Annotated in this window: 28 protein-coding genes; 24 read left to right on the plus strand and 4 right to left on the minus strand. The window is 63.5% G+C overall.

The window, feature by feature from the left end; translation table 11 throughout:
- The first annotated feature begins 117 nt into the window (after positions 1 to 117).
- From O7A60_RS18935 to O7A60_RS18980, 10 genes are all read left to right on the plus strand, one after another.
- Positions 118 to 1,758 (plus strand): Na+/H+ antiporter, encoded by a 1,641-nt coding sequence (locus O7A60_RS18935; RefSeq protein ID WP_337107534.1) that lies wholly within the window; start codon positions 118 to 120, stop codon positions 1,756 to 1,758.
- A gap of 178 nt (positions 1,759 to 1,936) precedes the next feature.
- Entirely contained in the window at positions 1,937 to 3,250 is a 1,314-nt protein-coding gene (gene glyA / locus O7A60_RS18940; protein WP_337107535.1) for a serine hydroxymethyltransferase, read from the plus strand.
- Positions 3,251 to 3,361: 111 nt separating this feature from the next.
- On the plus strand, positions 3,362 to 3,940 hold the full coding sequence (locus O7A60_RS18945) for a hypothetical protein (protein WP_337107536.1): 579 nt from the start codon (positions 3,362 to 3,364) through the stop codon (positions 3,938 to 3,940).
- Between the two features lie 25 nt (positions 3,941 to 3,965).
- On the plus strand, positions 3,966 to 4,295 hold the full coding sequence (locus O7A60_RS18950) for a GlpM family protein (protein ID WP_140769125.1): 330 nt from the start codon (positions 3,966 to 3,968) through the stop codon (positions 4,293 to 4,295).
- Between the two features lie 98 nt (positions 4,296 to 4,393).
- The gene (nrdR, locus tag O7A60_RS18955) at positions 4,394 to 4,873 is read left to right on the plus strand and encodes a transcriptional regulator NrdR (RefSeq protein WP_015318247.1); all 480 of its coding nucleotides are present in this window, start codon (positions 4,394 to 4,396) and stop codon (positions 4,871 to 4,873) included.
- 2 nt (positions 4,874 to 4,875) lie between these two features.
- Complete coding sequence (gene ribD / locus O7A60_RS18960; protein WP_337107537.1) at positions 4,876 to 6,012, plus strand: bifunctional diaminohydroxyphosphoribosylaminopyrimidine deaminase/5-amino-6-(5-phosphoribosylamino)uracil reductase RibD; 1,137 nt, start codon at positions 4,876 to 4,878, stop codon at positions 6,010 to 6,012.
- A gap of 6 nt (positions 6,013 to 6,018) precedes the next feature.
- Positions 6,019 to 6,636: a riboflavin synthase gene (locus O7A60_RS18965; RefSeq protein ID WP_337107538.1), complete on the plus strand. Its 618-nt coding sequence runs from the start codon at positions 6,019 to 6,021 to the stop codon at positions 6,634 to 6,636.
- 109 nt (positions 6,637 to 6,745) lie between these two features.
- Positions 6,746 to 7,234 (plus strand): 6,7-dimethyl-8-ribityllumazine synthase, encoded by a 489-nt coding sequence (gene ribH / locus O7A60_RS18970; RefSeq protein ID WP_337107539.1) that lies wholly within the window; start codon positions 6,746 to 6,748, stop codon positions 7,232 to 7,234.
- Positions 7,231 to 7,731 carry a transcription antitermination factor NusB gene (gene nusB, locus O7A60_RS18975; protein WP_015318243.1) on the plus strand — a complete coding sequence of 167 codons (501 nt, stop codon included), beginning with the start codon at positions 7,231 to 7,233 and terminating at the stop codon, positions 7,729 to 7,731. Before ribH ends, nusB begins: the two co-directional genes overlap by 4 nt.
- Positions 7,728 to 8,939 (plus strand): MFS transporter, encoded by a 1,212-nt coding sequence (locus O7A60_RS18980; protein WP_337107540.1) that lies wholly within the window; start codon positions 7,728 to 7,730, stop codon positions 8,937 to 8,939. The genes nusB and O7A60_RS18980 overlap by 4 nt, the downstream gene beginning before the upstream one ends.
- Before the next feature lie 14 nt (positions 8,940 to 8,953).
- On the opposite strand, the gene O7A60_RS18985 is transcribed toward O7A60_RS18980, so the two are convergent.
- Entirely contained in the window at positions 8,954 to 9,526 is a 573-nt protein-coding gene (locus O7A60_RS18985) for an NADPH-dependent FMN reductase (RefSeq protein ID WP_027143582.1), read from the minus strand.
- Positions 9,527 to 9,743: 217 nt separating this feature from the next.
- On the opposite strand from O7A60_RS18985, the gene osmF reads away from it, so the two are divergent.
- The 5 genes from osmF to O7A60_RS19010 all read left to right on the plus strand — a co-directional run bounded on the left by osmF (position 9,744) and on the right by O7A60_RS19010 (position 15,913).
- A complete protein-coding gene (osmF, locus tag O7A60_RS18990; protein ID WP_415926835.1) occupies positions 9,744 to 10,655 on the plus strand; it encodes a glycine betaine ABC transporter substrate-binding protein OsmF in 912 nt (303 codons plus the stop codon).
- A 32-nt stretch (positions 10,656 to 10,687) separates the two neighbouring features.
- Positions 10,688 to 11,851, plus strand: a complete 1,164-nt coding sequence (locus O7A60_RS18995) for an ABC transporter permease (RefSeq protein ID WP_337107567.1) — start codon at positions 10,688 to 10,690, stop codon at positions 11,849 to 11,851.
- Positions 11,848 to 12,786 carry an ABC transporter ATP-binding protein gene (locus O7A60_RS19000; RefSeq protein ID WP_337107541.1) on the plus strand — a complete coding sequence of 313 codons (939 nt, stop codon included), beginning with the start codon at positions 11,848 to 11,850 and terminating at the stop codon, positions 12,784 to 12,786. The genes O7A60_RS18995 and O7A60_RS19000 overlap by 4 nt, the downstream gene beginning before the upstream one ends.
- Positions 12,783 to 13,532, plus strand: coding sequence for an ABC transporter permease (locus tag O7A60_RS19005; protein WP_027143586.1), 750 nt, complete (start codon positions 12,783 to 12,785; stop codon positions 13,530 to 13,532). Before O7A60_RS19000 ends, O7A60_RS19005 begins: the two co-directional genes overlap by 4 nt.
- A 239-nt stretch (positions 13,533 to 13,771) precedes the next feature.
- Positions 13,772 to 15,913: a sodium-translocating pyrophosphatase gene (locus O7A60_RS19010; RefSeq protein ID WP_140506499.1), complete on the plus strand. Its 2,142-nt coding sequence runs from the start codon at positions 13,772 to 13,774 to the stop codon at positions 15,911 to 15,913.
- A gap of 367 nt (positions 15,914 to 16,280) precedes the next feature.
- On the opposite strand, the gene O7A60_RS19015 is transcribed toward O7A60_RS19010, so the two are convergent.
- Positions 16,281 to 16,793 carry an outer membrane protein assembly factor BamE gene (locus tag O7A60_RS19015; protein WP_140506497.1) on the minus strand — a complete coding sequence of 171 codons (513 nt, stop codon included), beginning with the start codon at positions 16,791 to 16,793 and terminating at the stop codon, positions 16,281 to 16,283.
- A 114-nt stretch (positions 16,794 to 16,907) separates the two neighbouring features.
- Here O7A60_RS19015 and O7A60_RS19020 point away from each other — a divergent pair, with 114 nt between their 5' ends.
- The 7 genes from O7A60_RS19020 to O7A60_RS19050 all read left to right on the plus strand — a co-directional run bounded on the left by O7A60_RS19020 (position 16,908) and on the right by O7A60_RS19050 (position 21,742).
- Positions 16,908 to 17,450, plus strand: a complete 543-nt coding sequence (locus tag O7A60_RS19020; protein WP_337107542.1) for a ubiquinol-cytochrome C chaperone family protein — start codon at positions 16,908 to 16,910, stop codon at positions 17,448 to 17,450.
- 3 nt (positions 17,451 to 17,453) lie between these two features.
- Complete coding sequence (locus tag O7A60_RS19025; RefSeq protein ID WP_337107543.1) at positions 17,454 to 18,002, plus strand: YceD family protein; 549 nt, start codon at positions 17,454 to 17,456, stop codon at positions 18,000 to 18,002.
- Between the two features lie 113 nt (positions 18,003 to 18,115).
- Complete coding sequence (plsX, locus tag O7A60_RS19030) at positions 18,116 to 19,186, plus strand: phosphate acyltransferase PlsX (protein ID WP_337107544.1); 1,071 nt, start codon at positions 18,116 to 18,118, stop codon at positions 19,184 to 19,186.
- 9 nt (positions 19,187 to 19,195) lie between these two features.
- A complete protein-coding gene (locus O7A60_RS19035) occupies positions 19,196 to 20,167 on the plus strand; it encodes a beta-ketoacyl-ACP synthase III (protein ID WP_337107545.1) in 972 nt (323 codons plus the stop codon).
- 101 nt (positions 20,168 to 20,268) lie between these two features.
- Positions 20,269 to 20,592: an integration host factor subunit alpha gene (locus O7A60_RS19040; RefSeq protein WP_010915609.1), complete on the plus strand. Its 324-nt coding sequence runs from the start codon at positions 20,269 to 20,271 to the stop codon at positions 20,590 to 20,592.
- A gap of 214 nt (positions 20,593 to 20,806) precedes the next feature.
- A complete protein-coding gene (locus O7A60_RS19045) occupies positions 20,807 to 21,346 on the plus strand; it encodes a MerR family transcriptional regulator (protein WP_337107546.1) in 540 nt (179 codons plus the stop codon).
- Positions 21,347 to 21,439: 93 nt separating this feature from the next.
- Complete coding sequence (locus O7A60_RS19050; RefSeq protein WP_027143594.1) at positions 21,440 to 21,742, plus strand: hypothetical protein; 303 nt, start codon at positions 21,440 to 21,442, stop codon at positions 21,740 to 21,742.
- Between the two features lie 182 nt (positions 21,743 to 21,924).
- On the opposite strand, the gene O7A60_RS19055 is transcribed toward O7A60_RS19050, so the two are convergent.
- Positions 21,925 to 22,110 (minus strand): hypothetical protein, encoded by a 186-nt coding sequence (locus tag O7A60_RS19055; protein WP_337107547.1) that lies wholly within the window; start codon positions 22,108 to 22,110, stop codon positions 21,925 to 21,927.
- A 186-nt stretch (positions 22,111 to 22,296) separates the two neighbouring features.
- Positions 22,297 to 22,911, minus strand: a complete 615-nt coding sequence (locus O7A60_RS19060) for a hypothetical protein (protein WP_337107548.1) — start codon at positions 22,909 to 22,911, stop codon at positions 22,297 to 22,299.
- A 233-nt stretch (positions 22,912 to 23,144) separates the two neighbouring features.
- On the opposite strand from O7A60_RS19060, the gene O7A60_RS19065 reads away from it, so the two are divergent.
- Both O7A60_RS19065 and O7A60_RS19070 read left to right on the plus strand, forming a co-directional pair.
- Positions 23,145 to 23,429: a helix-turn-helix domain-containing protein gene (locus tag O7A60_RS19065; RefSeq protein ID WP_140506483.1), complete on the plus strand. Its 285-nt coding sequence runs from the start codon at positions 23,145 to 23,147 to the stop codon at positions 23,427 to 23,429.
- A gap of 185 nt (positions 23,430 to 23,614) precedes the next feature.
- Entirely contained in the window at positions 23,615 to 24,076 is a 462-nt protein-coding gene (locus tag O7A60_RS19070) for a YbaK/EbsC family protein (RefSeq protein ID WP_027143598.1), read from the plus strand.
- The last annotated feature ends 242 nt before the right edge of the window (positions 24,077 to 24,318 follow it).

The raw sequence follows: 24,318 nt of genomic DNA on the forward strand, positions 1-24,318 counted from the left end.
AAAAAGCCGCTCACTGGGCGGCTTTTTTTGTTGCGGACGTCGCCATTTCCAGCCGTTCGACCGGCTGGACGAAGCTCCGGCTATTGCGCATGGTCGGCAGACAGCCGGAATCGTGCCATGGACGTCGCCATCTTCATTCTCGTCGTGCTTGTCTCCGTGGCGCTTTCCGGCGCGCTCGTCCGGCTGGTTCGGGTGCCGTTGCCGGTGCTGCAGATCGCTATCGGCGCGGCCTTGGCCTGGCCTGCCGGGGGCCTGCATGTCGAGATTGATCCCGAACTTTTCCTGCTGGTGTTCATCCCGCCGCTTCTGTTCGGTGACGCCCTCGCGGCGCCCAAGCGCGAACTCGTCGCCTTGCGCGGACCCATACTCGATCTCGCCATCGGCCTGGTCTTCTTCACCATTGTCGGCTTCGGCTATGCCTTGCACTGGCTCGTGCCGAGCATTCCGCTCGTCGTCGCTTTCGCGCTGGCCGCCGTGCTGTCGCCGACCGACGCCGTGGCGGTGTCCTCGATCGTCGACAGGAATGTGGTTCCGGCCCGGCTGATGCACATATTGGAGGGCGAGTCGTTGCTCAACGACGCGTCGGGTCTCGTCATGTTCCGCTTTGCGGTGGCGGCGGCATTGACCGGCAGCTTCTCTTTCGCGGGAGCCTCGCTCAGCTTCCTCTACGCCGTCGCCGCTGGCATCCTGGCCGGTGTCGCGGCCCTGTTCATCGCCGCCAAGGCGCTGCAACTGCTCAGCCGCATCGGCGGCGTGCCGGCCGAGGCGCAGGTTCTCGTGATGATCCTGCTGCCTTTCGTCGCCTATCTCGGCGCCGAACATGTCGGAGCCTCGGGCATCCTGGCGGCGGTCACCGCCGGCCTGCTGACCGGGGTCAGCGGCATGTTCCGTTTCCTCGGCGTGTCGGCGCGCATGCAGATCCTGTCGCTCTGGGCGACGCTCACTTTCGTCTTCAATGGCGCTCTGTTCCTTCTGCTCGGCCTGCAGCTTCCCGACATCATCCGCAAGATCCCGCCGGAATTGTCCAGCCGGCATTGGCTGATCGAGCCGGTGGCGACGGTGCTGATCCTGACGCTCTGCCTGATCGGGCTGCGCTTCCTGTGGATCTGGGTCGGGGACATCGCCCAGGCGATCGCGGCGCGTGCGGGCAAGCGCAAGGCCGAGCCGTTCGGATTTCGCGTCCGGCTCGCCGGCTCCGTGGCCGGCGTGCGCGGCGCCATCACATTGGCGGGCATCCTGTCATTGCCGCTGGCTTTGCAGGATGGCTCGCCCTTTCCGGCACGCGATGTCGTGATCTTCCTCGCCGCCGGCGTCATCATCTGCTCGCTCGTCATTGCCAGCTTTGCCTTGCCCAGGATCGCGCGGGGACTGGTCGAGCCAGGCGAGAATCCGGCCGCCGCGGAGGAGCGCCGGGCGCGCGTCGGCGCCGCCAGTGCGGCGATCGCCAGGATCGAGAGCATCGCCAACGAGGCAGGCGAGGGCGAGGCGGTCGAGGCCCGGCTGGCCGTCGCCGACAGCATCGTGGCCGGCTACCGGCGGCGCATCGCGGCTTCCGACGAAGCCGACGAGGCCCGCGCAGAGGCCCGTGAGGCCGGCAGGCTGGAGCTCGAACTCAGGGCGGCGGGCATCGAAGCCGAGCGATCCGCGCTACGCGACATGTTCCGCAGCCAAGAGATCAATGATCACACGATGCGCGCCCTGTTTTCCGAAATCACATTGGCCGAGGCCTTGCTGAAGCAGCGGCGGGACAGGAAATAGCGGTCCGCCCCGATCCTTTGCCGCAAACCGGCCAGCAAATTTCGCGCCGCAAACGTGGCGAGCCCAAAACAACTGTGTTAATGGCCGGCGAACGCAATGCATGTCGCCCAGAACCGCCCAGTGGTTTGGGACGACTGCATCCACGAATTTGCCCTTCCAACCCCGGGGAACTCAGGCCATGGCAACAGCAGCGGCGGCGTCCAACAAATTCGAATCCTTTTTCGAAACCACTTTGGAAGATGCCGATCCGGAGATCTTCGGCGCCATCCGCAATGAACTCGGTCGCCAGCGCCACGAGATCGAGCTGATCGCTTCGGAGAACATCGTCTCTCGCGCCGTGCTCGAAGCGCAGGGGTCGATCATGACCAACAAATATGCCGAAGGCTATCCGGGCAAGCGCTACTATGGCGGCTGTCAGTTCGTCGACGTGGCCGAGGAACTGGCCATCGAGCGCGCGAAAAAGCTGTTCGGCTGCAACTTCGCCAACGTCCAGCCCAATTCCGGCAGCCAGATGAACCAGGCGGTGTTCCTGGCGCTGCTGCAACCCGGCGACACCTTCATGGGCCTCGACCTCAATTCCGGCGGCCATCTCACCCACGGCTCGCCGGTCAACATGAGCGGCAAATGGTTCAAGGTCGTCTCCTATGGCGTGCGCAAGGACGACCATCTGCTGGACATGGACGCCATCGAGAGGACCGCGCACGAGACCAAGCCGAAGCTGATCCTGGCCGGCGGCACCGCCTATTCGCGCATCTGGGACTGGAAGCGTTTTCGCGAGATCGCGGACGCGGTCGGCGCCTATCTGATGGTCGACATGGCGCACATTGCTGGCCTCGTTGCCGGCGGCGTGCATCCCTCGCCCTTGCCGCACGCCCATGTGGTGACGACCACCACGCACAAATCGCTGCGCGGCCCGCGCGGCGGCATGATCCTGTGCAATGACGAGGACATCGCCAAGAAGATGAATTCGGCGGTGTTCCCCGGCCTACAGGGCGGTCCGCTGATGCATGTCATTGCCGCCAAGGCGGTGGCCTTCGGCGAAGCGCTGAAGCCGAGCTTCAAAGTCTATGCCGAAAGCGTCGCCGCCAACGCCAAGGCGCTGGCTTCCAGCCTCAAGGAAACGGGCCTCGATATCGTCTCCGGCGGCACTGACAACCACCTGATGCTGGTCGACCTCAGGCCCAAGAACGCCACCGGCAAACGCGCCGAAGCGGCCCTTGGCCGCGCCAACATCACCTGCAACAAGAACGGCATCCCCTTCGATCCGGAAAAGCCCTTCGTCACTTCGGGCGTGCGGCTGGGCACGCCGGCCGGCACCACGCGCGGCTTCGGCCAGGCCGAATTCCGTGAAATCGGCAAGCTGATCGCCGAGGTGCTGGATGGGCTCAAGGTCGCCAATTCCGACGAAGGCAATGCCGCGGTCGAGGCGGCGGTCAAGGCCAAGGTCGTCGCATTGACCGATCGATTCCCGCTCTATCCCTATCTCGGTTGACCATCCCGCTTGACCATCCTATCTCGGTTGACCGGGCGCGACGCGTCATCTTTTATCCGCCGGCAGTGCGTCACCCCTGATCGGGTGACGCATGGAACTGGAGAATTGATGATGCGCGATTTTTGTCTTGCCTCACTTGGCGCCTTCGGTTGGCTGGCTGCTTGCGGGTCCGTTTTGGCGCAGACGCAGCCCGCTCCGGACATGCCCGCCACCAGCAGTTTCGGCCGATGGACGACCATGGTCGATACGCTCGACACCGGCCAGGATGCGCACAAGACCTGCGCGGCCTCCACGGCGTTCTTCGACGCGGGTGGCAATTCGGGCACGCTGACATTGTCGATCTCGACCGGCGACGCGCTGCCGCCCGATGCTTATCCGGCCATCATGATCACCATCGACAACCGGACCCTGCCGGCCGACAAGAAGATCGCGGCCATCTTCGGCGATCCGGGCGTCAAGGTTTCCGCGACGGTTTACTCCAACGATGCCGTCAATGGCCGTCCCAGCTGGACGATCGACAACCAGGCCAAGACAAGTCTGGCGTTGCTGCGGGCCATGCGAAAAGTCACATCGCTCGACGTCACCTTCGGCAAGCAGGCCGTCGCCAGCATTCCGATGGACGGTTTCACAAAGGCCTATCGCAATCTCGGCACATCTTGCGGCTTCCCAACCAAGGATGTTGCGCCTTAACGGCTTGGCTGGAGCAAGCGGGGCCATGGACATTCTCTGGAAAGGCGTGGTCGGCGGGCTGGTGACGGCCCTGATCGTCTGGGCGTCCAAGCGGGGCAATGTCTTACCCGGGATCCTGCCGCTGGCGCCGACCTTTGCCGTCATCGCGTTGCTCGCTGTCGGCGCCAAGGGCGATCCAGGCGGATTCCGCGATGCCTGCCTTGCCGGAATGAAGACGATTCCGGCCTATCTCGCCTTCCTCGGCGCCTGCTGGCTGTTCATCGACAAGGTCGACTATCGCCTGGCTGTTGCCGGCGGCATCGCAGTCTGGCTGCTTGCCGCGCTGGCAATCTTCCTCGCGCCTCGCTATCTCTGAGGCGCGGCAGGCCGTCGAAGAAACGGAACTGCTTCAATCCGGACCGGAAAGGCTCTAAGCCTTTTCACCTCACCAGATTCGCGAACCCAAGGCTCTCCATGCGCTGTCCCTATTGCCAGTCCGAAGATACGCAGGTGAAGGATTCGCGCCCCGCCGAGGACGGCGCCGCGATCCGCCGGCGGCGTGTCTGCCCCGATTGCGGCGGCCGTTTCACCACGTTCGAACGCGTGCAGTTGCGCGACCTCGTCGTGGTCAAGAAATCAGGGCGAAAAGTGCCGTTCGACCGCGACAAGCTGTTGCGCTCGGTCGAGATCGCGGTGCGCAAGCGCAACGTCGACCCCGAGCGCATCGATCGCGCCGTGACCGGCATCGTGCGCCAGCTCGAAAGTTCCGGCGAAACGGAAGTGGCTTCCGGCGAGGTCGGCCGGCTGGTCATGGATGCACTGAAGTCGCTCGACGATGTCGCCTATGTGCGCTTCGCCTCGGTCTATCGCAATTTCCGCGAGGCCAAGGATTTCCACGAGCTGCTCGGCGAGCTGAAGGGGGACGAGGAAAAGAGCGAAGAGGACGCCGGCTGAGCATGGCAGCACCGCAACGCAACGAGGCCGAGCAAGCGGCCCTTGACCGCCGTTTCATGGCCGCTGCCTTGCGGCTGTCGCGCAAGAACGCCGGTCGCACCTCGACCAATCCATCCGTCGGCACCATCATCGTGCGTGACGACGGCTCAGGCCCGATGATCGTGGGTACCGGCGTCACCGCGATTGGGGGCCGGCCGCACGCCGAGACCGAGGCGCTGGCGGAGGCCGGCGAACTCGCGCGGGGCGCCACCGCCTATGTCACGCTCGAGCCTTGCGCCCATCACGGCCGCACGCCGCCTTGCGCCAACGCGCTGCTCAACGCCGGCATCGCGCGTGTCGTGGGCGCTGCCAGCGATCCGGATCCGCGGGTCTCCGGCAAAGGCTATGCCATCCTGCGTGACGCCGGTGTCGAAGTGGTGGAAAAGGTCTTGGCCACCGAAGCTGCCGAACAGATGGCGGGCTATTTGATTCGCTCTCTGAGAAAACGCCCGGAAGTTATCCTGAAGCTTGCGCTTTCCAGCGACGGCAAGATCGGCATGGAAGGCGCCGGCCAGGTCGCGATAACAGGCGACATGGCGCGCCGCGAAGTCTACCTGATGCGCGCCGAGGCGGACGCCATCCTGGTTGGCATCGGCACGGCGCTGGAAGATGATCCGGCGCTGACGGTGCGTTTGCCCGGACTGGAGAACCGTTCACCCGCACGCATCGTGCTCGACCGCCAGGCCAGGCTGCCGGAGGGCTCGAAGCTGGTGTCCGGTGTCGACCGCGTACCGCTTTATGTCGCGGCTTGCCTGGAGGCCGATCCGCAGCGCCGGGCGGCACTCGAGCGCGCCGGCGTGCGCTTCATCGGCACGGAAACGCACGAGGGCGGCGTCGCATTACCCGAACTGCTCGAGGATCTGGCGGCGCTCGGCATGGCAAGCGTGCTGGTCGAGGGCGGTGCCAAGGTGGCGAGCGCTTTCCTGGCCGACGGGCTGGTCGACCGCATCGTGCTGTTCCAGGGACCGGAAGCGATCGGCGAAGACGGCATTGCATCGCCTGTCGATGCCGACCATATCCCGGCAGGTTTTCGCAAGCTGCGCGAGATGCGGTTCGGCGAAGACGGTTACGCCGAATGGATCAGGGATTTTCAGGGATAGCGATCGATGTTTACCGGGATTGTCACCGATATCGGCACCGTGGCCGCCGTCAAGCCGCTGCGGGAAGGGGTGGGGCTGCGCATCGATACCGCCTATGATCCCGGGACCATCGCCATTGGCGCCTCGATCTCCTGCGGCGGCGTCTGCCTGACGGTCACGGCGTTGCCCGACAGCGGCTCGAATGCGCGCTGGTTCGAGGTCGAGGCCTGGGAGGAGGCGCTCAGGCTGACGACGGCGGCGGGTTGGAAATCAGGTACCAGGATCAATCTGGAGCGGGCGCTGAAGATCGGCGACGAGCTCGGTGGCCACATCGTTTCGGGCCATGTCGACGGCACCGCCGAGATCGTGGAGCGCAGGGATGAGGGCGATGCGGTGCGCTTCACGCTGGAAGCGCCGCGCGATCTGGCGAAATTCATCGCGCCGAAGGGCTCGGTCGCGCTCGACGGCACCTCGCTCACCATCAACAGTGTCGCGGGCACCCGCTTTGACGTGCTGTTGATCCATCATTCGCTGACCGTCACCACCTGGGGCGAGCGCAAGGCCGGCGACCGTGTCAATCTCGAGATCGACACCATGGCGCGCTACGCGGCGCGGCTGGCGGAGGCGGCGAAAGAGGGGCTTTGATAGCCTGCGGAACAGGCCGGCCCACGGCAATCTGATACGCCTGCAGACAATCTTCCGCTTGCGATCAAACCGGCTTCGGCCTAAGTCACCGGCGACCCCGGAGACATTTATGGCTGGCACATCCCAACACGGCAAGGCGTTCATTCGTCCCAAGACGAAGGCGCACCTTCTTGTTATCGAGGCGCGCTTTCACGACGACCTTGCCGACGCGCTGCTCGACGGCGCGACAAGCGCGCTCGATGAAGCGGGCGCGACTTACGACGTCGTCACTGTTCCCGGTTCGCTCGAAATTCCCGCGGTGATCACCTTCGCGCTCGACGCCGAAGGTGGGACTGGCTATGACGGTTTCGTCGCGCTCGGCACCATTATCCGTGGCGATACCTATCATTTCGACATTGTCGCCAATGAATCCAGCCGTGCGCTCATGGACCTGTCCGTGCAGTACTCGGTCTGCATCGGCAACGGCATCCTGACCACGGAGAACGATGCACAGGCGTGGACGCGGGCCAAGCGCTCGGAAGGCGATAAGGGCGGCTTTGCCGCGCGTGCGGCGCTGACCATGATCGCGCTGAAGGAACAATGGGGAGCGCGATCGTGAGCGAACCCGCTTCGCCAGGACAGCCCGCGGTGCGCCACGCCAACAAGCGCGGTGCTGCCCGTCTGGCCGCCGTGCAGGCGCTCTACCAGATGGATGTAGCCGGCAGCGGCGTGTTCGAGATCACCGCCGAGTACGAGGCGTTCCGCCTCGGCAAGGAAGTCGACGGTGCGCTCTATCGCGAGGCGGACGCGCAATGGTTTCGCGCTATCCTGACAGGCGTCGTAGAGAACCAGAAGACCATTGATCCAATCATCCGCCAGGCGCTGACCGACGACTGGCCGCTGTCGCGCCTCGATTCCACACTGCGCGCCATTCTGCGCGCGGGCGTCTATGAGCTGATGAAGCGCGAGGACGTGCCTGTCGCGGTCATCGTCACCGAATATGTCGATATCGCCAAGGCCTTCTACGAGGAGGACGAGCCGAAGCTGGTCAACGCCGTGCTCGACCGTGTGTCACGCCGTGTGCGTGGCGAGGGCCGCGGCAAGGACGCATCATGACGGCCATTGCCGTCGAGGCGGGCAAGGAGGCGCGGCGCACCGCGCTGATCCTCGCCGCCTCGCAGGCGATCATCGGTTCGGCCGCCCCTATCGCCATTTCCATGGGCGCGCTGGCCGGGCAATATCTGCTCGGCGCCGACAAATCCCTGGCGACGGCGCCGATCACCGGCTTCAATCTCGGCGTGGCGCTCGGGGCCTTGCCCGCGGCGGCCATCATCCGATGGCTCGGCCAGCGGGGCGGCTTCATGACCGGAACCGTCGTCACCGCGCTCGGCGGGCTGGTCGCCACCCTGGCATTGTTCCACGGCAGCTTCTGGCTGTTCGCGTTCGCGCTGCTCGTCATCGGCGTCGGCGGCGCCTTCGTCCAGCAGTTCCGCTTTGCCGCGGCCGACAACGCGCCGCCGGCGTTCAAGGCGCGCGCCATCTCCTTCGTGCTCGCCGGTGGCATCATCACCGCCATTCTCGGGCCGCAGATCGTCATCTTCACCCGCGAATTGTTCGCGCCTGTCATGTTTGCCGGTTCTTTCGCATCGATCCTGCCGCTGGCGGCGGTCGGAGCCATCATCCTGTCGTTCCTGCGCTTGCCGGCGAGGGCCGCGAGCAAGGTGGACGTTTCCGACGGCGATGCCAGGCCCCTTTCCGAAATCGTCACAAAGCCGCGTTTCGTCGCGGCGCTCTTCTGCGCCGTCGGCAGTTACGCGCTGATGAGTTTCGTCATGACCGGCGCGCCGCTCGCCATGGTTGGCTGCGGCCTGTCCGAGGACGATGCGACGCTGGGCATCTCCTGGCATGTCATGGCGATGTTCGGGCCAAGCTTCTTCACCGGCTCGCTGATCCATCGCTTCGGCGCCGAGCGCGTTGTCGCCACCGGCCTGCTGTTGCTGACCGGCTGTGCCGTCGTTGCCTTGTCGGGCCTGGCGCTGTGGCAATTCTGGACGGCGCTGATCCTGCTCGGCCTCGGCTGGAATTTCGCCTTCATCGGCGCCACCGCCATGGTGGCGGCCAGCTACAACCCGTCCGAAAAGGGCAAGGTGCAGGGCTTCCACGACTTTGTCCTGTTCGGCTCCGTCGCCTGCGCGTCGCTGATGTCGGGCATGGTCTACAACGCCTGGGGCTGGACGATGCTCAACTGGATGATCTTTCCTGTCGCCGCACTTTGCTTCGTGGCACTCGGCGCGCTGAAGATCACAAGCTTGCGGCCGGCCTGACGCCAATTTGAAAGTTATGCGTCCGGCGGCAGGACCTGAAGCACCCGCGCTATGAACATATGGAACTCAGCCATATAATTGCGCAGGAAGTCCTTGGTGGATTCAACCGTCACCTCGCCCTCATCCGTGATCAGCTCAGGCGTGAACTGGATATAGGCTTCCGGCGCATTCATCTGCGGCGAGTTGCAGAAACTCAGAACGCTGCGCAGGCTTTGTTGGGCGACGGCGGTCGCGATGGCGCCCGGCGATGTTCCGATGACGGCCGACGGTTTGCGCGCGAATGAATTCTTGCCGTAGGGGCGACTGGCCCAGTCGATTGCGTTCTTCAGTCCGCCGGGTATCGAGCGGTTGTACTCCGGGGTGACGAACAGCACGGCCTGGACGGAGGCGATCGCCTTTTTGAAAGCCTGGGCGGTTGGTGGGAAATTGGCGTCGTAGTCGTAACTGTAGAGCGGCAGATCCTTGAAGCCGATTTCCGTCATTTCGAGCTCGGGAGGGGCAAGTTGAACGAGCGCCTTCGCGAGCTTGCGGTTGATGGATTCCCGGGCAAGGCTGCCGATGAGATAACCGACTTTGTGTATGGCCATGACACGCTCTCCGTGTTTGCCGCCCACCCCTCGCGGCATTATTCACCCGATGGCGTCTGATCGCCAGCCCGCCGTTGCCGCCGCGCCGAAATCGGCGCGTCTGGAACAAAAATATTGCGCTGATCCCCCTTCTTATGAAACCGTATGCCCCGACTGGCCGTTGAAGCCATGCTCATATGCGCCCACCGCATTCCGGTTCACAGCAAGGGGTTTCACAATGTTTTCAGTCAAGGTTCTGGCCAGCGCGGCAATGGCGCTCGTCATCACGGCGGCTTCCGCGAGCGCTCAGGTCGTCGTCTCCTCGAAGATCGACACCGAGGGTGGCGTGCTCGGCAACATTATCCAGCTCGTCCTCAACGCCAACAACATCAAGACCACGGATCGCATCCAGCTCGGCGGCACGCCGGTGGTGCGCAAGGCGATCACCGCCGGCGAGATCGACATCTATCCCGAATACACCGGCAATGCCGCCTTCTTCTTCGAGAAGGCCGATGATCCCGCGTGGAAGGATGCCGCCAAGGCTTATGAGACGGCCAAGAAGCTTGACTACGACGCCAACAAGATCGTCTGGCTGTCACCAGCGCCGGCCAACAACACCTGGGCGATCGCCCTGCGCAAGGAAGTGACTGACGAGAACAAGCTCGTCACGCTGTCGGACTTCGGCAAATACGTCTCCGGCGGCGGCAAGGTGGTGCTGGCGGCCTCCGCCGAGTTCGTCAATTCGGCGGCAGCCCTTCCGGCCTTCCAGACCACCTATGGCTTCACGCTGAAGCCTGACCAGCTGATCACCCTTTCGGGTGGTGACACGGCAGCGACCATCGCGGCGGCCGCCAACCAGACCAGCGGCGCCAATGCCGCCATGGTCTACGGCACCGATGGCGGCATCGCGCCATCGGGCCTCGTCGTGTTGACTGACGACAAGGGCGTGCAGCCGGTCTACCAGCCGGCGCCGATCATCCGCGAATCCGTACTGAAGGAGCACCCGGAGATCGAGACGCTGCTGAAGCCGGTGTTCGCCAAGCTCGATCTCGTCACGCTGCAGGAGCTCAATGGACGTGTGCAGGTCGGCGGCGAGCCGGTCAAGGGCGTCGCCGAGGACTTTTTGAAGAAGAACGGGTTTTTGAAATAGCTACGCGTCGATAAGTGACGTCAGTGCGAGGCATGACCATCCGTTTCGACAAGCTCGGCGTGGTCATTGCCGCGCTCGCTGCTTACGCCGCGTTTCTCGCACCATTCGCCACCTTCCGCGCCAACCGCATCGTTCCCGGTCAGGCGCGCTCGATTCTCGAAGCTCTGCCGGCAACGACCGGTCCGCTGCTTTTGGCGATCCTCGTACTGGCCGCCCTTGTCGCCCTGTTCAGGACGCCGCTCATCTTGCGCCTTGCAGCCAGCGTCGTGGCGCTTGCCGCGCTGGCGCTGCTCATCGGTGTCGCCGGCACATTCCTCACTCCGGCCGGCAATACCTTTGCCAGGGTTTCGCCGGCCTCCGGCTTCTGGATTCTCATCTTCGCCTTCACGCTTTTGCTCGCCGACGTGCTGACCAGGCTCAACCTGTCGCCCTGGGCGCGCGTCGGCGTGCTTGTCGTCGCGGCGCTGGCCATCGGCTTGCTGCTGATTTCGGGACGCTGGGACAGCCTCTCGATCCTCAAGGAATATTTCAACCGCGCCGACAGCTTTTGGGCCGAAGGCTCCAAACATGTGACCCTGGCGCTCGGCTCATTGCTTGCCGCCGTGATCGTCGGCCTGCCGCTCGGCATCCTGTGCCACCGCGTCGAAAGCCTGCGGGCCGGCGTCCTCAACGTCTTGAACATCATCCAGACCATTCCTTCGATCGCGCTGTTCGGCCTGCTGATCGCGCCGCTTGGCTGGGTCGCAACTCATGTGCCGGGAGCCGCCGCGCTCGGCATCAGGGGCATCGGCACGGCACCCGCCTTCGTCGCGCTGTTTCTCTATTCGCTGCTGCCAGTGGTGGCCAACACCGTGGTCGGCCTTGCCGGCGTGCCGCGTGCCGCCAACGACGCAGCGCGGGGCATGGGCATGACCGATCGCCAGCGCCTGTTCGGTGTCGAGTTTCCGCTGGCATTTCCGGTGATCCTGACGGGCATCCGCATTGTCCTGGTGCAGAACATCGGCCTTGCCACCATCGCCGCGCTGATCGGCGGCGGCGGTTTTGGCGTGTTCGTGTTCCAGGGCGTCGGCCAGACGGCGATGGATCTGGTGCTGCTCGGCGCGGTGCCGACCGTGGCGCTCGCCTTCGCCGCCGCCATCATCCTCGACGCGGTAATCGAAATGACCGCCACCAAGCGCAGGGTTGAAACGGCATGATCGAGATCGAAGGCATTACCAAGCGCTATGACGCGACGACAGTCGTCGACAACGTCTCGATGGTCATCGAGCCGCGCACGGTTTGCGTCATTGTCGGCACCTCGGGCTCCGGCAAGACGACGCTGCTGCGCATGATCAACCGCCTGGTCGAGCCGACATCAGGCATCATCAAGCTCGACGGCGCCGACAATCGATCGGTGCCCGGTTACGAACTGCGCCGCAGCATCGGCTATGCAATCCAGGGCCACGGCCTGTTTCCGCATCGCACCGTGGCGCAGAACATCGCCACCGTGCCGGTGCTGCTTGGCTGGGACAAGGACCGCATCAAGGCCCGCGTCGATGAACTGATGACGCTCTACCAGCTTGACCCCCGGGAATTCGGGCCGCGCTATCCGCACGAACTGTCCGGCGGCCAGCAGCAGCGCGTCGGCGTGGCCCGCGCGCTTGCCGCCGAGCCCAACGTTCTTTTGATGGATGAGCCGTTCGGCGCGCTCGACCCGATCATCCGCACCAAGGCGCAGGAGGATTTGCTGGCGATCCAGAAGCGCTTCGGCACCACCATCATCCTCGTCACTCATGACATGGAGGAGGCCGTGCACATGGGCGACAGGATCGCGGTCATGGATGCCGGCAAGCTCGTGCAGTACGCAGGGCCGGCGGAGATCCTGGCGAAGCCGGCCAACGCTTTTGTCGAGACGCTGGTCGGCGCCAGCGAAAGGCCATTCAGGCTGCTGTCGCTGGGCCGGGTGCGCGATGCGGTGGAGCAGGGCGCCGCCGAAGGCGAGGCGATCCCCGGCGACGCCAGCCAGCGTGACGCGCTCGCGGAACTTCTCTGGTCCGGCAGGCCGGCGCTGCCGGTCAAGGGCACCGACGGCAAGCCGATCGGCCGCGTCACCGTGGATGGCCTGGTCAAGCGGGCGGCGAGGCCGTCATGAAAGCCTGGCTGCCTCTGCTGCTCAGGCTTGCGCTTGTGGTGTTGCTTGTTGCCTTCATCACCAGCCCGGGTTGGTTCGAGCCGTTGCTGAAGCCGCTGACCGAAAACAACGCTCCCGTCATCTACAATCAAGGCAGCCTGCTGACGCTGACGCTGCTGCATCTGCGCACCGTGTTGATCGCGACCGTCGCGGCCACCATCGTCGCTGTGGCGCTCGCCATCCTGGTCACCCGGCCCGCCGGCGCCGAATTCCTGCCGCTGTCGCGCAGCCTGGTCAATATCGGCCAGACCTTTCCGCCGGTGGCGGTGCTGGCGCTCGCCGTGCCGGCGGTGGGCTTCGGCGAGAAGCCGACGCTGATCGCGCTGTTTCTCTATGGTCTGCTGCCGATCTTCGAGAACGCGCTCACCGGACTGACGACGTTGCCGGCCAATGTCGTCGAGGCTGCGCGTGGCGCCGGCATGACCGGCTGGCAAAGGCTCACCAAGGTCGAACTGCCGCTCAGCGCGCCGATCATCCTTGGCGGCATCAGGCTGTCGGTGGTGATCAGCCTGGCCACGGCCACCATCGGCTCGACAGTGGCGGCCAGGACGCTCGGCGAGGTGATCATCGCCGGCTTGCTGTCGAACAATCTGGCCTTCATCCTGCAGGGCGGTCTGATCGTGGCGGCGCTTGCCGTGCTGATCTATGACGGACTGTCGGCGGTCGAGCGCTACGCGGCGCGGCGCATGGGCAGAGAGGCGGACTGACCCGTGGCCGACGGTCGGGACGATTTCAATCGATCTAACCGCCGAGAGATCGCGACGGACACTCGCCAGCATCGAGTTTTGGGCGAAAGCCGGGCAAAAAACGAACAATATCTTGACGTTCGCAGCCCTGTTTCGCATACACCGATGCGAAGAGGGGGATTCCATGCACGGGATTCCGTCTTTGTCTCAACGGCCCAGGGAGGGGTTCTTTTGGGCCAACAATCGAGGAAAACCCGGCAATGACCATAATTTCCGCCGTCATCGCCTGCGGCTTGCTTTCTGTCCTTTACGCCATATGGGCGACACGTTCGGTCCTTGCGGCCGATCAGGGGAATGCACGCATGCAGGAAATTTCCGCAGCCATTCGCGAAGGCGCGCAAGCCTATCTGGCACGCCAGTACACCACCATCGCCATCGTCGGCGTCGTCGTGCTCCTCCTCGCCTGGTGGCTCCTGTCGATCACCGCCGCCATCGGCTTCCTGATCGGTGCCGTTCTGTCGGGCGCCGCCGGCTTCATCGGCATGCATGTTTCGGTGCGGGCCAATGTGCGTACCGCGCAAGCGGCTTCCAACAGCCTTGCCGCCGGTCTCGACATCGCCTTCAAGTCGGGCGCCATCACCGGCATGCTAGTTGCGGGCCTGGCCCTGCTTGGCGTTTCGATCTACTACCTCATCCTCACCCATTTCCTCGGCCTCCAGCCCAATGACCGCATCGTCATCGACTCGCTGGTCTCGCTCGGCTTCGGCGCTTCGCTGATCTCGATCTTCGCCCGTCTCGGCGGCGGCATTTTCACCAAGGGCGCCGATGTCGGCGGCGATCTGGTCGGCAAGGTCGAAGCCGGTATTCCGGAGGACGATCCGCGCAATCCGGCCACCATCGCCGACAATGTCGGCGACAATGTCGGCGACTGCGCCGGCATGGCCGCCGACCTGTTCGAGACCTATGCGGTGACGGTCGTCGCCACCATGGTTCTCGCCGCCATCTTCTTCGGCGGCACCGCTGTCCTCGGTGCGACAATGCTGTATCCGCTCGCCATCTGCGGCGCCTGCATCCTCACCTCGATCGTCGGCACCTTCTTCGTCAAGCTCGGCTCCAACGGCTCGATCATGGGCGCGCTCTACAAGGGCCTGATCGTGACCGGCCTGCTGTCGGTCGTTGGCCTCGGCGTCGCCACCTCGGCCACACTCGGCTGGGGCGAGGTCGGCACCGTTGCCGGCATGACCATCACCGGCAAGAACCTGTTCATCTGCGGCCTCATCGGCCTTGTGGTGACCGGGTTGATCGTGGTGATCACCGAATACTACACCGGCACCAACAAGCGCCCGGTCAACTCGATCGCCCAGGCATCGGTGACCGGCCATGGCACCAACGTCATCCAGGGGCTGGCAGTCTCGCTGGAATCGACGGCGCTTCCGGCAATCGTCATCGTCGGCGGCATCATCGCCACCTACCAGCTCGGCGGCTTGTTCGGCACGGCGATTGCCGTCACCACCATGCTCGGCCTCGCCGGCATGATCGTGGCGCTCGACGCCTTTGGCCCGGTCACCGACAATGCCGGCGGCATTGCCGAAATGGCCGGCCTGCCCAAGGAAGTGCGTCACTCCACCGACGCGCTCGACGCGGTCGGCAACACCACCAAGGCGGTGACCAAGGGCTACGCCATCGGTTCGGCCGGTCTCGGCGCGCTGGTGCTGTTCGCGGCCTATTCGAACGACCTGAAGTTCTTTGCCGCCAATGGCGACAAGTATCCCTACTTCCAGGGCATGGGCGAAATCTCCTTCGATCTCTCCAACCCTTACGTCGTCGCCGGCCTGATCTTCGGCGGCCTCATTCCCTACCTGTTCGGCGGTATCGCCATGACGGCCGTCGGCCGCGCGGCGGGCGCCATCGTCGAGGAGGTGCGCAAGCAGTTCCGCGAGGATCCGGGCATCATGGCCGGCACCTCGAAGCCGAACTACGCGCGTGCGGTCGATCTCCTGACCAAGGCGGCGATCCGGGAGATGATCATCCCGTCGCTGCTGCCGGTGCTGGCGCCGCTCGTCGTCTATTTCGGCGTGCTGTTGATCTCGGGCTCGAAGGCGTCCGCCTTCGCCGCGCTCGGCGCCTCGCTCCTTGGCGTCATCGTCAATGGCCTGTTTGTCGCGATCTCGATGACTTCGGGCGGTGGCGCCTGGGACAACGCAAAGAAGTCGTTCGAGGACGGTTTCACCGACAAGAACGGCGTCAAGCACCTGAAGGGTTCCGAGGCGCACAAGGCTTCGGTGACCGGCGATACAGTCGGCGATCCCTACAAGGACACCGCCGGCCCCGCGGTCAACCCGGCGATCAAGATCACCAACATCGTGGCACTCTTGCTGCTGGCCGTGCTCGCGCACGGCTGAACGGCAACGATTGAATCTGAAAATCCGCGGGAGCGATCCCGCGGATTTTTCATTTGATGGGTCGCTGCGACCAGGAACGGGATTTCGTGTCTCGCCGGTTGCCACAAAATTTCAGCATTTCATCCTGTCACGATCTGTCGGTCGGGTGTCCCCGTCGTCGTCCAGCCATCCGGCATCGCACGGTCGTCACTGCTCATGTCCAAGCTCCCCAGCTTGGCGGTTTGATATGGGTTTGCCCCACCACTGGCGAGCCGGACGGGTCAAACAAAAACCCGTGGGATCGCTCCCACGGGTTTTCGGTCGCCTGAGACATTTCTGTTCCCCAAAAGTCAGGGAAACAGGATCTAGGGAAGCAGGTATCTAAGGATCAGGGGGTGCCGCCGGGAATGCTGGGCGCCAGCTTGCTCGCGCCGTTGATGATCTGGCTGAGGAAGTTCTGGTCCTTGCCGCCGGTCGGCGTGGTGCGCGAAATGAAGTCGAAAATCTTGCCGTCCTTCAAGCCGTATTTGGCGATCTGAGTGACGCGGCTGTCCGGGCCGAAATAGACCGCCAGCACCTTCTGGTCGACCAGCCTCGGCTTGTCGAAGGCGACGTAGCGCTTGCGCGTCTGCGAGATATAGTAAAACGCCTCATTGTCGAAAGTAGCCGTGGTTGACGGCGTGCCGAGCGCCAGAAGCACCTGCTCGCGGCTGGAACCGACCGGCACAGAATCGATCGCCTGCTGATCGAGGACGTAGCCTTGCGTGAACGTCTCGCTCGGACTGAGGTCGCCGATCATCTTATTGGTGTGGCATGCAGACAGCGCCGCTACGATAGCCAGCAGCGAGATCGCACCGGCAGGCCTGAAAGTGAAAGTCGACTTGAAATTCAGCGCGCGCAACAACAATTCTCCATTCCATCGCCGCAACTTGCGCTGGGCCGCAAAACCGGTAAACCAGCTTGCTTGCCGATGCAACAAGGCCAATTCAACAAACGGTCCCCGGAGACCATCCCCATGTTCCAGCGCCTTTTTGGCCGCGAACGCCACGCCAACCGCACCATCACCGACGCGCTCTACGCACAAATCGTGGCGGCGGCGCGGCAGACTTTTTTTTATTCCCACTGGAATGTGCCCGACACGCCGCTTGGCCGTTTCGAGATGCTTTCGCTGCACATGTTCCTGGTCCAGCACCGCTTGCGCGGCGAGGACGGCGTGGCGCAGGAGATCGCGCAGGTGCTGATCGACGAGTTCTTCCTCGACGTCGATCATTCGCTGCGGGAACTGGGCATTGGCGACGTCGGCGTGCCAAAACGCATGAAGAAACTGGCGAAGATGTTCTATGGCCGCACCGCCGCCTATGATGATGCGCTGGAACGAAACGATCATGATAGTCTGACCGCGGCACTTACCCGTAATGTCCGTCCCGACGCCGGCGCTTGGCCGGAAGCGTCGCGTTTGGCCGGGTATGTCGCCGACGCCAGCCGGCAGCTGAGTGCGCAGCCGACCGAATCGATCGTTGGCGGCACTGTGGCATTTCCAGGGGCCAACGGAGGCTGATCGATGAAACACGCGGATATGCAGAGTCCGGTATCCTTTTTCGCCAATGTCGCCCGGCTGCCGCAAAAGGGGCTGCCCGTGGTGATCGGGGCCGACCCCGCGCAGCGCGCGGCACTCGCCGAGGCGCACGGGCTGCTGTCGGTCGAAGCCTATCGCGCCGAACTGCTCGTTACGTCGTGGAAGCGCAATGGCGTTAAGGTCAGCGGCCGTGTCGAGGCAGACATCACCCAGGCCTGCATCGTCACGCTCGACCCCGTCCAGGCGCATATCGACGAACCGGTCGAAGCACTGCTCTTGCCTGAGGACTCCAAGCTCGGACGGCAGGGATTCGAAAGCGCCGGCGAGATTCTGCTCGACGCCGACGGGCCCGACAGTCCCGAGACATTTTCAGGCGACACCATCGATGTGGGGGCGCTTGCCGAACAGTTCTTCGGATTGGCGATCGACCCCTATCCGCGCAAGCCCGGCGCCTCGCTTGGTGCCGGCGACGACACCGGATCGGCCGAGAATGAATTTCAGCAAAAACTGCGATCCTTGCTGGGAAAATCCTGAAAACCTCGCCCGCGACGGAAAAGTCGGTTGTGCGGCAGCCTAAAACCGCTATTTTCGCCGAACCTTTGCGACCGCTAAAACGACTTGCCGCCTAACCGTGAGATGAATACCGCGTGATCAGGATTTCCATCGATGCCATGGGCGGCGATCACGGACCAACCGTGGTCATTCCAGCGCTCATGACAGTCGCGACCCGCCGTCCCGACATCCGCTTCGTCATCTATGGACGTGAGGAACTGGTGCGCCCGGAACTCGCCAAGTTTCCCAAATTGGCTGATGTCAGCGAGTTCTTCCACTGCGAGATCGCGGTCAGGATGGACGACAAACCGAGCCAGGCGCTGCGCCATGGCCGCTGGAAATCGTCGATGTGGAAAGCGGTCGAGGCCGTCAAGTCGGGCGCCGCGGATGCATGCATCTCCGCCGGCAACACCGGCGCGCTGATGGCGATGTCGAAATTCTGCCTGCGCACCATGGCCACCATCGAACGTCCGGCGATTGCGGCATTGTGGCCGACATTGCGTGGCGAGAGCGTGGTTCTGGACGTGGGCGCCACCATTGGCGCCGATGCGCACCAGCTCATCGATTTTGCCATTCTCGGCACCGGCATGGCGCGTTCCGTATTCGGCGTCGCCAGGCCCACGGTCGGGCTGCTCAATGTCGGCGTGGAAGAAATCAAGGGCCAGGAAGAGGTCAAGGAAGCGGGGCGCATGTTGCGCGAAGCCAACATGGCCTCGATGAACTACCATGGCTTTGTCGAAGGCGACGACATCGGCAAGGGCACAGTCGACGTCGTGGTGACGGAAGGCTTCGCCGGCAACATCGCGCTGAAGACGGCGGAAGGCACCGCGCGCCAGATAGGCGGCTATCTGCGCGCCGCGATGAGCCGCACCCTGATGGCCAAGATCGGCTATGTCTTCGCCAAGGGGGCCTTCGACCGCCTGCGCGAAAAGATGGATGTCGGCCGCTCGAATGGCGGCGTGTTTCTGGGGCTGAACGGCATCGTCGTCAAGAGCCATGGCGGCGCCGATTCGGACGGTTTCGCCGCGGCGATCGAACTCGGCTACGACATGGTGCGCAACAATCTGCTCGACCGCATCGAGGCCGACCTCGATCTGTTTCATGCGCGCAACCCGCATGCCCTGACATCTAGGAAATCCGACGTCGTTACCGACGCAAAGGAATAGGAAAGAATTTTGATCAGATCAGTTGTGCGCGGCACGGGCGCCGCGCTGCCCCGCCGCATCATGAAGAATGCCGATTTTGAAGGCATGGTCGAGACGTCCGACGAGTGGATCGCCCAGCGCACCGGCATCCGCCAGCGCCATATCGCGGCTGACGACGAGACGACGGCTTCCCTGGGCGAGGCCGCGGCGCGCGCCGCGCTTGCCGATGCCGGATTGACCCCGGACGATATCGATCTGATCGTGCTGGCGACCTCGACGCCCAACAACACGTTCCCCGCCACCGCCGTCGAAATCCAGAACCGGCTCGGCATGCAGCACGGTTTTGCCTTCGACATGCAGGCGGTATGTTCAGGCTTCGTCTATGCGTTGACGACAGCCGACCTCTATATCCGCGGCTGCTTGGCAAAGCGCGTGCTGGTGATCGGCTCGGAAACCTTTTCGCGCATCCTCGACTGGAGCGATCGCTCGACCTGTGTGCTGTTTGGCGACGGCGCCGGTGCGGTCGTTCTGGAGGCGGGCGAGGGGGCCGGCACGATCGCCGACCGGGGCGTCCTGGCGGCCAGCCTGCGTTCCGACGGCACGCACAAGGAGAAGCTTTTCGTCGACGGCGGGCCGTCGACGACTGGAACGGTCGGCCATCTGCGCATGGAAGGCCGCGAGGTCTTCAAGCACGCGGTCGGCATGATCACCGATGTCATTGAGACGACCTTCTCGGCCGCTGGTATTACCGCCGACGATCTTGACTGGTTCGTGCCCCATCAAGCCAATAAACGGATTATTGACGCTTCAGCAAAAAAGCTTGGGATAGCCGAGCAAAAGGTGGTGGTCACCGTCGATTTGCACGGTAACACCTCGGCTGCTTCCGTACCGCTGGCGCTGTCGGTGGCCGTCGCCGACGGCCGCATCAAGAAGGGTGACCTGGTGCTCCTGGAGGCGATGGGCGGCGGCTTCACCTGGGGCGCCGTTCTGGTTCGCTGGTAAGTGGAGAACGGTCCAGTTTCGGTCCTTGACCTTGCCGGATCAATTACTTAGGCTCTGCCGTTGTTGTGCGGATTTTACGCTTGAACTGATGGGACGGTCGCATGGGGGGAAAAACACTTACGCGCGCCGACCTGGCCGAGGCCGTCTACCGGAAGGTCGGTTTGTCGCGCACTGAATCCGCCGAACTCGTCGAGGCGGTCCTAGACGAAATATGTGAAGCGATCGTGCGCGGCGAGACGGTGAAGTTGTCGTCCTTCGCGACGTTTCATGTCCGCTCCAAGAACGAGCGCATCGGGCGCAATCCAAAGACCGGCGAGGAAGTACCGATCCTGCCGCGCCGGGTGATGACCTTCAAATCGTCCAACGTGTTGAAGAACCGCATTTTGCGTTCTCACCAGAACAGCAAGGCCAAGGGCGGTAAATAGCCTCCATCGCACGGTTGAAAAACCGACCCGCCGATGACAGCGGGCTTGAATATTGCTTCACAAACCGCTGAAATAAGGCCCGATTCGGCAGCATGGCCGGATTGGCGTTCTGGCGTATGATCGATTCCGCGCTGGCGGAACAAGCTCTTCTTCGTTGAGCGTGATCTCGTCTGAAGGCCGTTCCGGGCCACGCTCCAGCGTGAGGATTTCGCCCATGGACAAGAGCCCTGACGCCTTCCGCACCATCAGCGAGGTCGCGGAAGATCTCGACCTGCCGCAGCATGTGCTGCGTTTCTGGGAGACGCGCTTCAACCAGATCAAGCCGATGAAGCGCGGCGGCGGCCGTCGCTATTACCGGCCGCAGGATGTCGAACTGATCAAGGGCATCCGCCATATGCTCTATGACCAGGGCTACACCATCAAGGGCGTGCAGAAGCTGCTGCGCGAAAACGGCAATCATTTCCTGGTCGCCATCGGCAATGGTAACATGGCCGCCGTCGAGGCGATTTCGCAACGCAAGCAGGCCGACCAGGTGCCGCTGACGCCGGCATCCCAGCCGCGCGGCGGAGATGACGAACTGGTTGGCCAGCCAAGGGTCAAGCCCAGCCGCCGCTTTTTCGGCCTGGGCAAGGGCGACGAGGAAGGCCCGGTTGCGCCGGACGCGTCGAAACTCTCGCGTGACAATCGCGCGCTGCTGCAGGAGGCGTTGTTCGACCTCCTGGAATGCAAGCGCCTGCTTGACCAGGTGCGCTGACCCCGCGGCGCCAGTGCCTTCGACGCCTCGAAAACCGGAACCGGCGGTCGGGTGAGGCGTTACGTTTCCTTCTGCAAGACAAGGAAACGCATGATGGCATCATATTCAACCCTGTCGGACATCGACCTCGAAAAGCAAGTCGCGGCTCTCTCGAGGGAACTCGCGGCGTTGCGCAAGGCAGTGTCAAAGCGGGGTGGCGCCTATTATGAAGACGGCCGTGATGCTGCTCTTGATACGTATTCGGATCTTGCGGAGCGCCTGCGCGATGCCATGCCGGCAATCCGCAAACAGGGCAGGGTGATCGAGAAATCGGCACGCGACCATCCGGCGGCCGCCGTCGCGGTCGGCCTTGTCGTGCTCGGCCTGGCCGCCAGCCTGCTGTTCAGCAGGCGCTGACTGCTACCCGGCACAAGGGGAACTCGCCTATCCACGGCCACCATTCCCTTGTTGTCGCTAGCTGGACTGGCGCTGCTATCCGGCGACAGTTCGAGTACCGGTCGTCCGGCTTGGCATTGCTGACCAGGAGAAGACCAGCCTTGAACAAGAAACCAAGGCCGGTCTTCTCGTTGGCGGTCTGCTTAGGCCTTGTTGCCCATCGTCTTCATGTGGTGATGATGATGATGGTGATAGCGATGATGGTAGTGGTGACGATGGTGATGATGCTTTGCCATTGGGGCCGCGTCCGCGCTCGTCGCGCCGACCACCGGCACCGCGAAAGCGATTGCTGCTGCAAGCCCGAGGGCCGAGAGGAGGGACTTCTTCATTGGATCGTTTCCTTTTTTCGCAGGCAGGTATCAATCGGGCCAATATCCCGACCGCCGCGAATGGAATTACGCTCCTGAATTTTTTCCTCAGTATTTCCCGATTGTAGAATCTTCTTTCTGAACTGTTTCCGAGGAAACTGGCTTCCTGCTCCATAATCGCCAGGGCCGAAAGCCGGCTGTTTTAGCCTACATCGGCGGGATCACACCATTGTTGCCCACCACGACGCGGCTGGCGCTAAGCGTGCCGTCAGCCACGCGCTGCGCGGTAACGAAGACGGTCGCGCTTGGCTTGAGATCGGTCGGCGCGGCCGGCGCGAAGGTCACGACAGGCGTGCCGTGGGGTATGGAGATATTTTTCGTCCGCCCATTGTCGTAGGTTAGCGTCACAGCCCGCCCGTTTATGTCGGTGACGTCGGCGACGGTTCCGTTGGTCATGCGGCTGTTCGGCTCCAGGTCCCAGGGGCGGTCACCCTCGCCAATGCCTTTCAAGGCCGCGGGAAAGACCACCACTTCGAGCGCGCCGCTGCCGCCGTCAGCCTTGGAGACAGAGGCGATGCCGAGGAAATCGCCCTGCTTGATGTCCTTTACCGATGCGCTTGCGACGCCTGAAAGCTTCCAGCCGTCTTTCAGTTTGATGACGGAAGTATCGCCCTGACGAGTTTTCACGGTCAGCAGCGACGGCTCGAAGCTGACCACGGTGCCGCGCACGCGCAATGTGTCCGCGGCCTGCGCGCTGGGCACAGCGACGCCGGAAAGCATCGAAATCGTGCCAAGCACGAGGAGGGGTGTCTTGAGGTTCATGGGGTGTCCTTTTGGGAAAGACTGGCTGGAAAGGGATGGTTTCACGCCAGCGACATCGAGATAACGAACGGGTGGGGCGAAACTGCCGGGCAAAAGCCGCTCGGGCGTTCAAAACAACTTGATCGGGACAGGGCTAGGCAGCGCTTGGCAAATCGCCGGCGAGAGGGCATCTTCCTGCTCGTCTCAGGCAACATCCCATTTTGATCAAACGCTTTCAGCCAACGGAGTTGCCAATGCCCAAAAATGCAAAAAGCCACGCCCTCTCCGAACCATTAGCAAACGAGATCGGGCCAGATTACAACACCCTCAGGGCAATGCGGGAAACGCGCGGATACAGCCTCGAAGCGCTTTCGCTGACCTGCGGCCTCTCGGTCGACGAGATAGAGGACATCGAGAGCGGCCGGGCGGCCGACCCGGCGAAGCTGCGTCGTATCGCGTCCGCGCTTCGTTTGCCCCAGGACGCTTCCCTTGCTTCCGCCGCACCGACGCTGGCCGCACAAGGCCGGCCTCAGGCATAGATCGGCGACCGGCATGCGCAAGAAACCCGCCAAGGCCTGCTTGGCGGGTTTCTTGTTGACGCCATGGCGTTCTCCGGCAGGCCGGGCTTGCCGATTTGCAAGTCACGCGTGTTTATACGTTCGGCATCCAAATTCGCGCCGATCGCATCTGCCTTGCATCGGGTCTGAACCGTGAGTTTTTCGATATGAGTCTGGACTCCGTTGGTGCTTTCTTCGCGGCTCACGCGCCTGATATCGAGGTCATTGTCACGCAATCGAGTTCGGCGACGGTGACGATGGCGGCGGAAGCGCATGGCGTCCTGCCGGCGCAGATCGCCAAAACGATCTGCCTTCGCGTCGGCGAGCGCACCATGCTGATCGTGACCAGCGGCATCGCCAGGCTGGACAATCGCAAGTTCAAGGACCAGTTCGGCGGCAAGCCACGCATGCTGGACGCACAAGAGGTTGTCGCGGCCACGAGCCATCCGGTGGGCGGTGTCTGCCCGTTCGGCCTGCCGGCGCCGCTGCCGGTCTATTGCGACGTCTCGCTGCGCGAATTCGCTGAGGTCGTACCCGCCGCCGGCGCCACCAACGCGGCGGTGCGCATTGCGCCACAGCGCATGGTTGAGCTTACCGGCGCCGAGTGGGTGGATGTGTGCCAGGCCTAGCGCCGGATCCAATCCAGAGCTGAGCCGCGCAGAATGGGCAGTTCGAGAATGAGGGGATGCGGCAGAGGCGGACTTTTGGGGGCAAGTCCTGCTTTAAAATGGTCGGAGTGGCCGGATTCGAACCGACGACCCCTTGACCCCCAGTCATATTTCCCGGCCCCACGCGCCCTAACGCATCAAAACATCTCTGCATCGCCTACCCCTTGTAACACAAGGATGTGTTCGGTATGTTTGCCTAAAGT

The organism is Mesorhizobium salmacidum (SeqCode) (assembly GCF_037179605.1).
Lineage (GTDB): Bacteria > Pseudomonadota > Alphaproteobacteria > Rhizobiales > Rhizobiaceae > Mesorhizobium > Mesorhizobium salmacidum.

Bases quoted from the DNA above. Each gene is read 5' to 3' on its own strand.
- O7A60_RS18935 (WP_337107534.1), top strand. From the start codon at position 118: ATGGACGTCGCCATCTTCATTCTCGTCGTGCTTGTCTCCGTGGCGCTT.
- glyA (WP_337107535.1), top strand. From the start codon at position 1,937: ATGGCAACAGCAGCGGCGGCGTCCAACAAATTCGAATCCTTTTTCGAA.
- O7A60_RS18945 (WP_337107536.1), top strand. From the start codon at position 3,362: ATGCGCGATTTTTGTCTTGCCTCACTTGGCGCCTTCGGTTGGCTGGCT.
- O7A60_RS18950 (WP_140769125.1), top strand. From the start codon at position 3,966: ATGGACATTCTCTGGAAAGGCGTGGTCGGCGGGCTGGTGACGGCCCTG.
- nrdR (WP_015318247.1), top strand. From the start codon at position 4,394: ATGCGCTGTCCCTATTGCCAGTCCGAAGATACGCAGGTGAAGGATTCG.
- ribD (WP_337107537.1), top strand. From the start codon at position 4,876: ATGGCAGCACCGCAACGCAACGAGGCCGAGCAAGCGGCCCTTGACCGC.
- O7A60_RS18965 (WP_337107538.1), top strand. From the start codon at position 6,019: ATGTTTACCGGGATTGTCACCGATATCGGCACCGTGGCCGCCGTCAAG.
- ribH (WP_337107539.1), top strand. From the start codon at position 6,746: ATGGCTGGCACATCCCAACACGGCAAGGCGTTCATTCGTCCCAAGACG.
- O7A60_RS18980 (WP_337107540.1), top strand. From the start codon at position 7,728: ATGACGGCCATTGCCGTCGAGGCGGGCAAGGAGGCGCGGCGCACCGCG.
- O7A60_RS18985 (WP_027143582.1), bottom strand. From the start codon at position 9,526: ATGGCCATACACAAAGTCGGTTATCTCATCGGCAGCCTTGCCCGGGAA.
- osmF (WP_415926835.1), top strand. From the start codon at position 9,744: ATGTTTTCAGTCAAGGTTCTGGCCAGCGCGGCAATGGCGCTCGTCATC.
- O7A60_RS18995 (WP_337107567.1), top strand. From the start codon at position 10,688: ATGACCATCCGTTTCGACAAGCTCGGCGTGGTCATTGCCGCGCTCGCT.
- O7A60_RS19000 (WP_337107541.1), top strand. From the start codon at position 11,848: ATGATCGAGATCGAAGGCATTACCAAGCGCTATGACGCGACGACAGTC.
- O7A60_RS19005 (WP_027143586.1), top strand. From the start codon at position 12,783: ATGAAAGCCTGGCTGCCTCTGCTGCTCAGGCTTGCGCTTGTGGTGTTG.
- O7A60_RS19010 (WP_140506499.1), top strand. From the start codon at position 13,772: ATGACCATAATTTCCGCCGTCATCGCCTGCGGCTTGCTTTCTGTCCTT.
- O7A60_RS19020 (WP_337107542.1), top strand. From the start codon at position 16,908: ATGTTCCAGCGCCTTTTTGGCCGCGAACGCCACGCCAACCGCACCATC.
- O7A60_RS19025 (WP_337107543.1), top strand. From the start codon at position 17,454: ATGAAACACGCGGATATGCAGAGTCCGGTATCCTTTTTCGCCAATGTC.
- O7A60_RS19040 (WP_010915609.1), top strand. From the start codon at position 20,269: ATGGGGGGAAAAACACTTACGCGCGCCGACCTGGCCGAGGCCGTCTAC.
- O7A60_RS19045 (WP_337107546.1), top strand. From the start codon at position 20,807: ATGGACAAGAGCCCTGACGCCTTCCGCACCATCAGCGAGGTCGCGGAA.
- O7A60_RS19050 (WP_027143594.1), top strand. From the start codon at position 21,440: ATGGCATCATATTCAACCCTGTCGGACATCGACCTCGAAAAGCAAGTC.
- O7A60_RS19055 (WP_337107547.1), bottom strand. From the start codon at position 22,110: ATGAAGAAGTCCCTCCTCTCGGCCCTCGGGCTTGCAGCAGCAATCGCT.
- O7A60_RS19060 (WP_337107548.1), bottom strand. From the start codon at position 22,911: ATGAACCTCAAGACACCCCTCCTCGTGCTTGGCACGATTTCGATGCTT.
- O7A60_RS19065 (WP_140506483.1), top strand. From the start codon at position 23,145: ATGCCCAAAAATGCAAAAAGCCACGCCCTCTCCGAACCATTAGCAAAC.
- O7A60_RS19070 (WP_027143598.1), top strand. From the start codon at position 23,615: ATGAGTCTGGACTCCGTTGGTGCTTTCTTCGCGGCTCACGCGCCTGAT.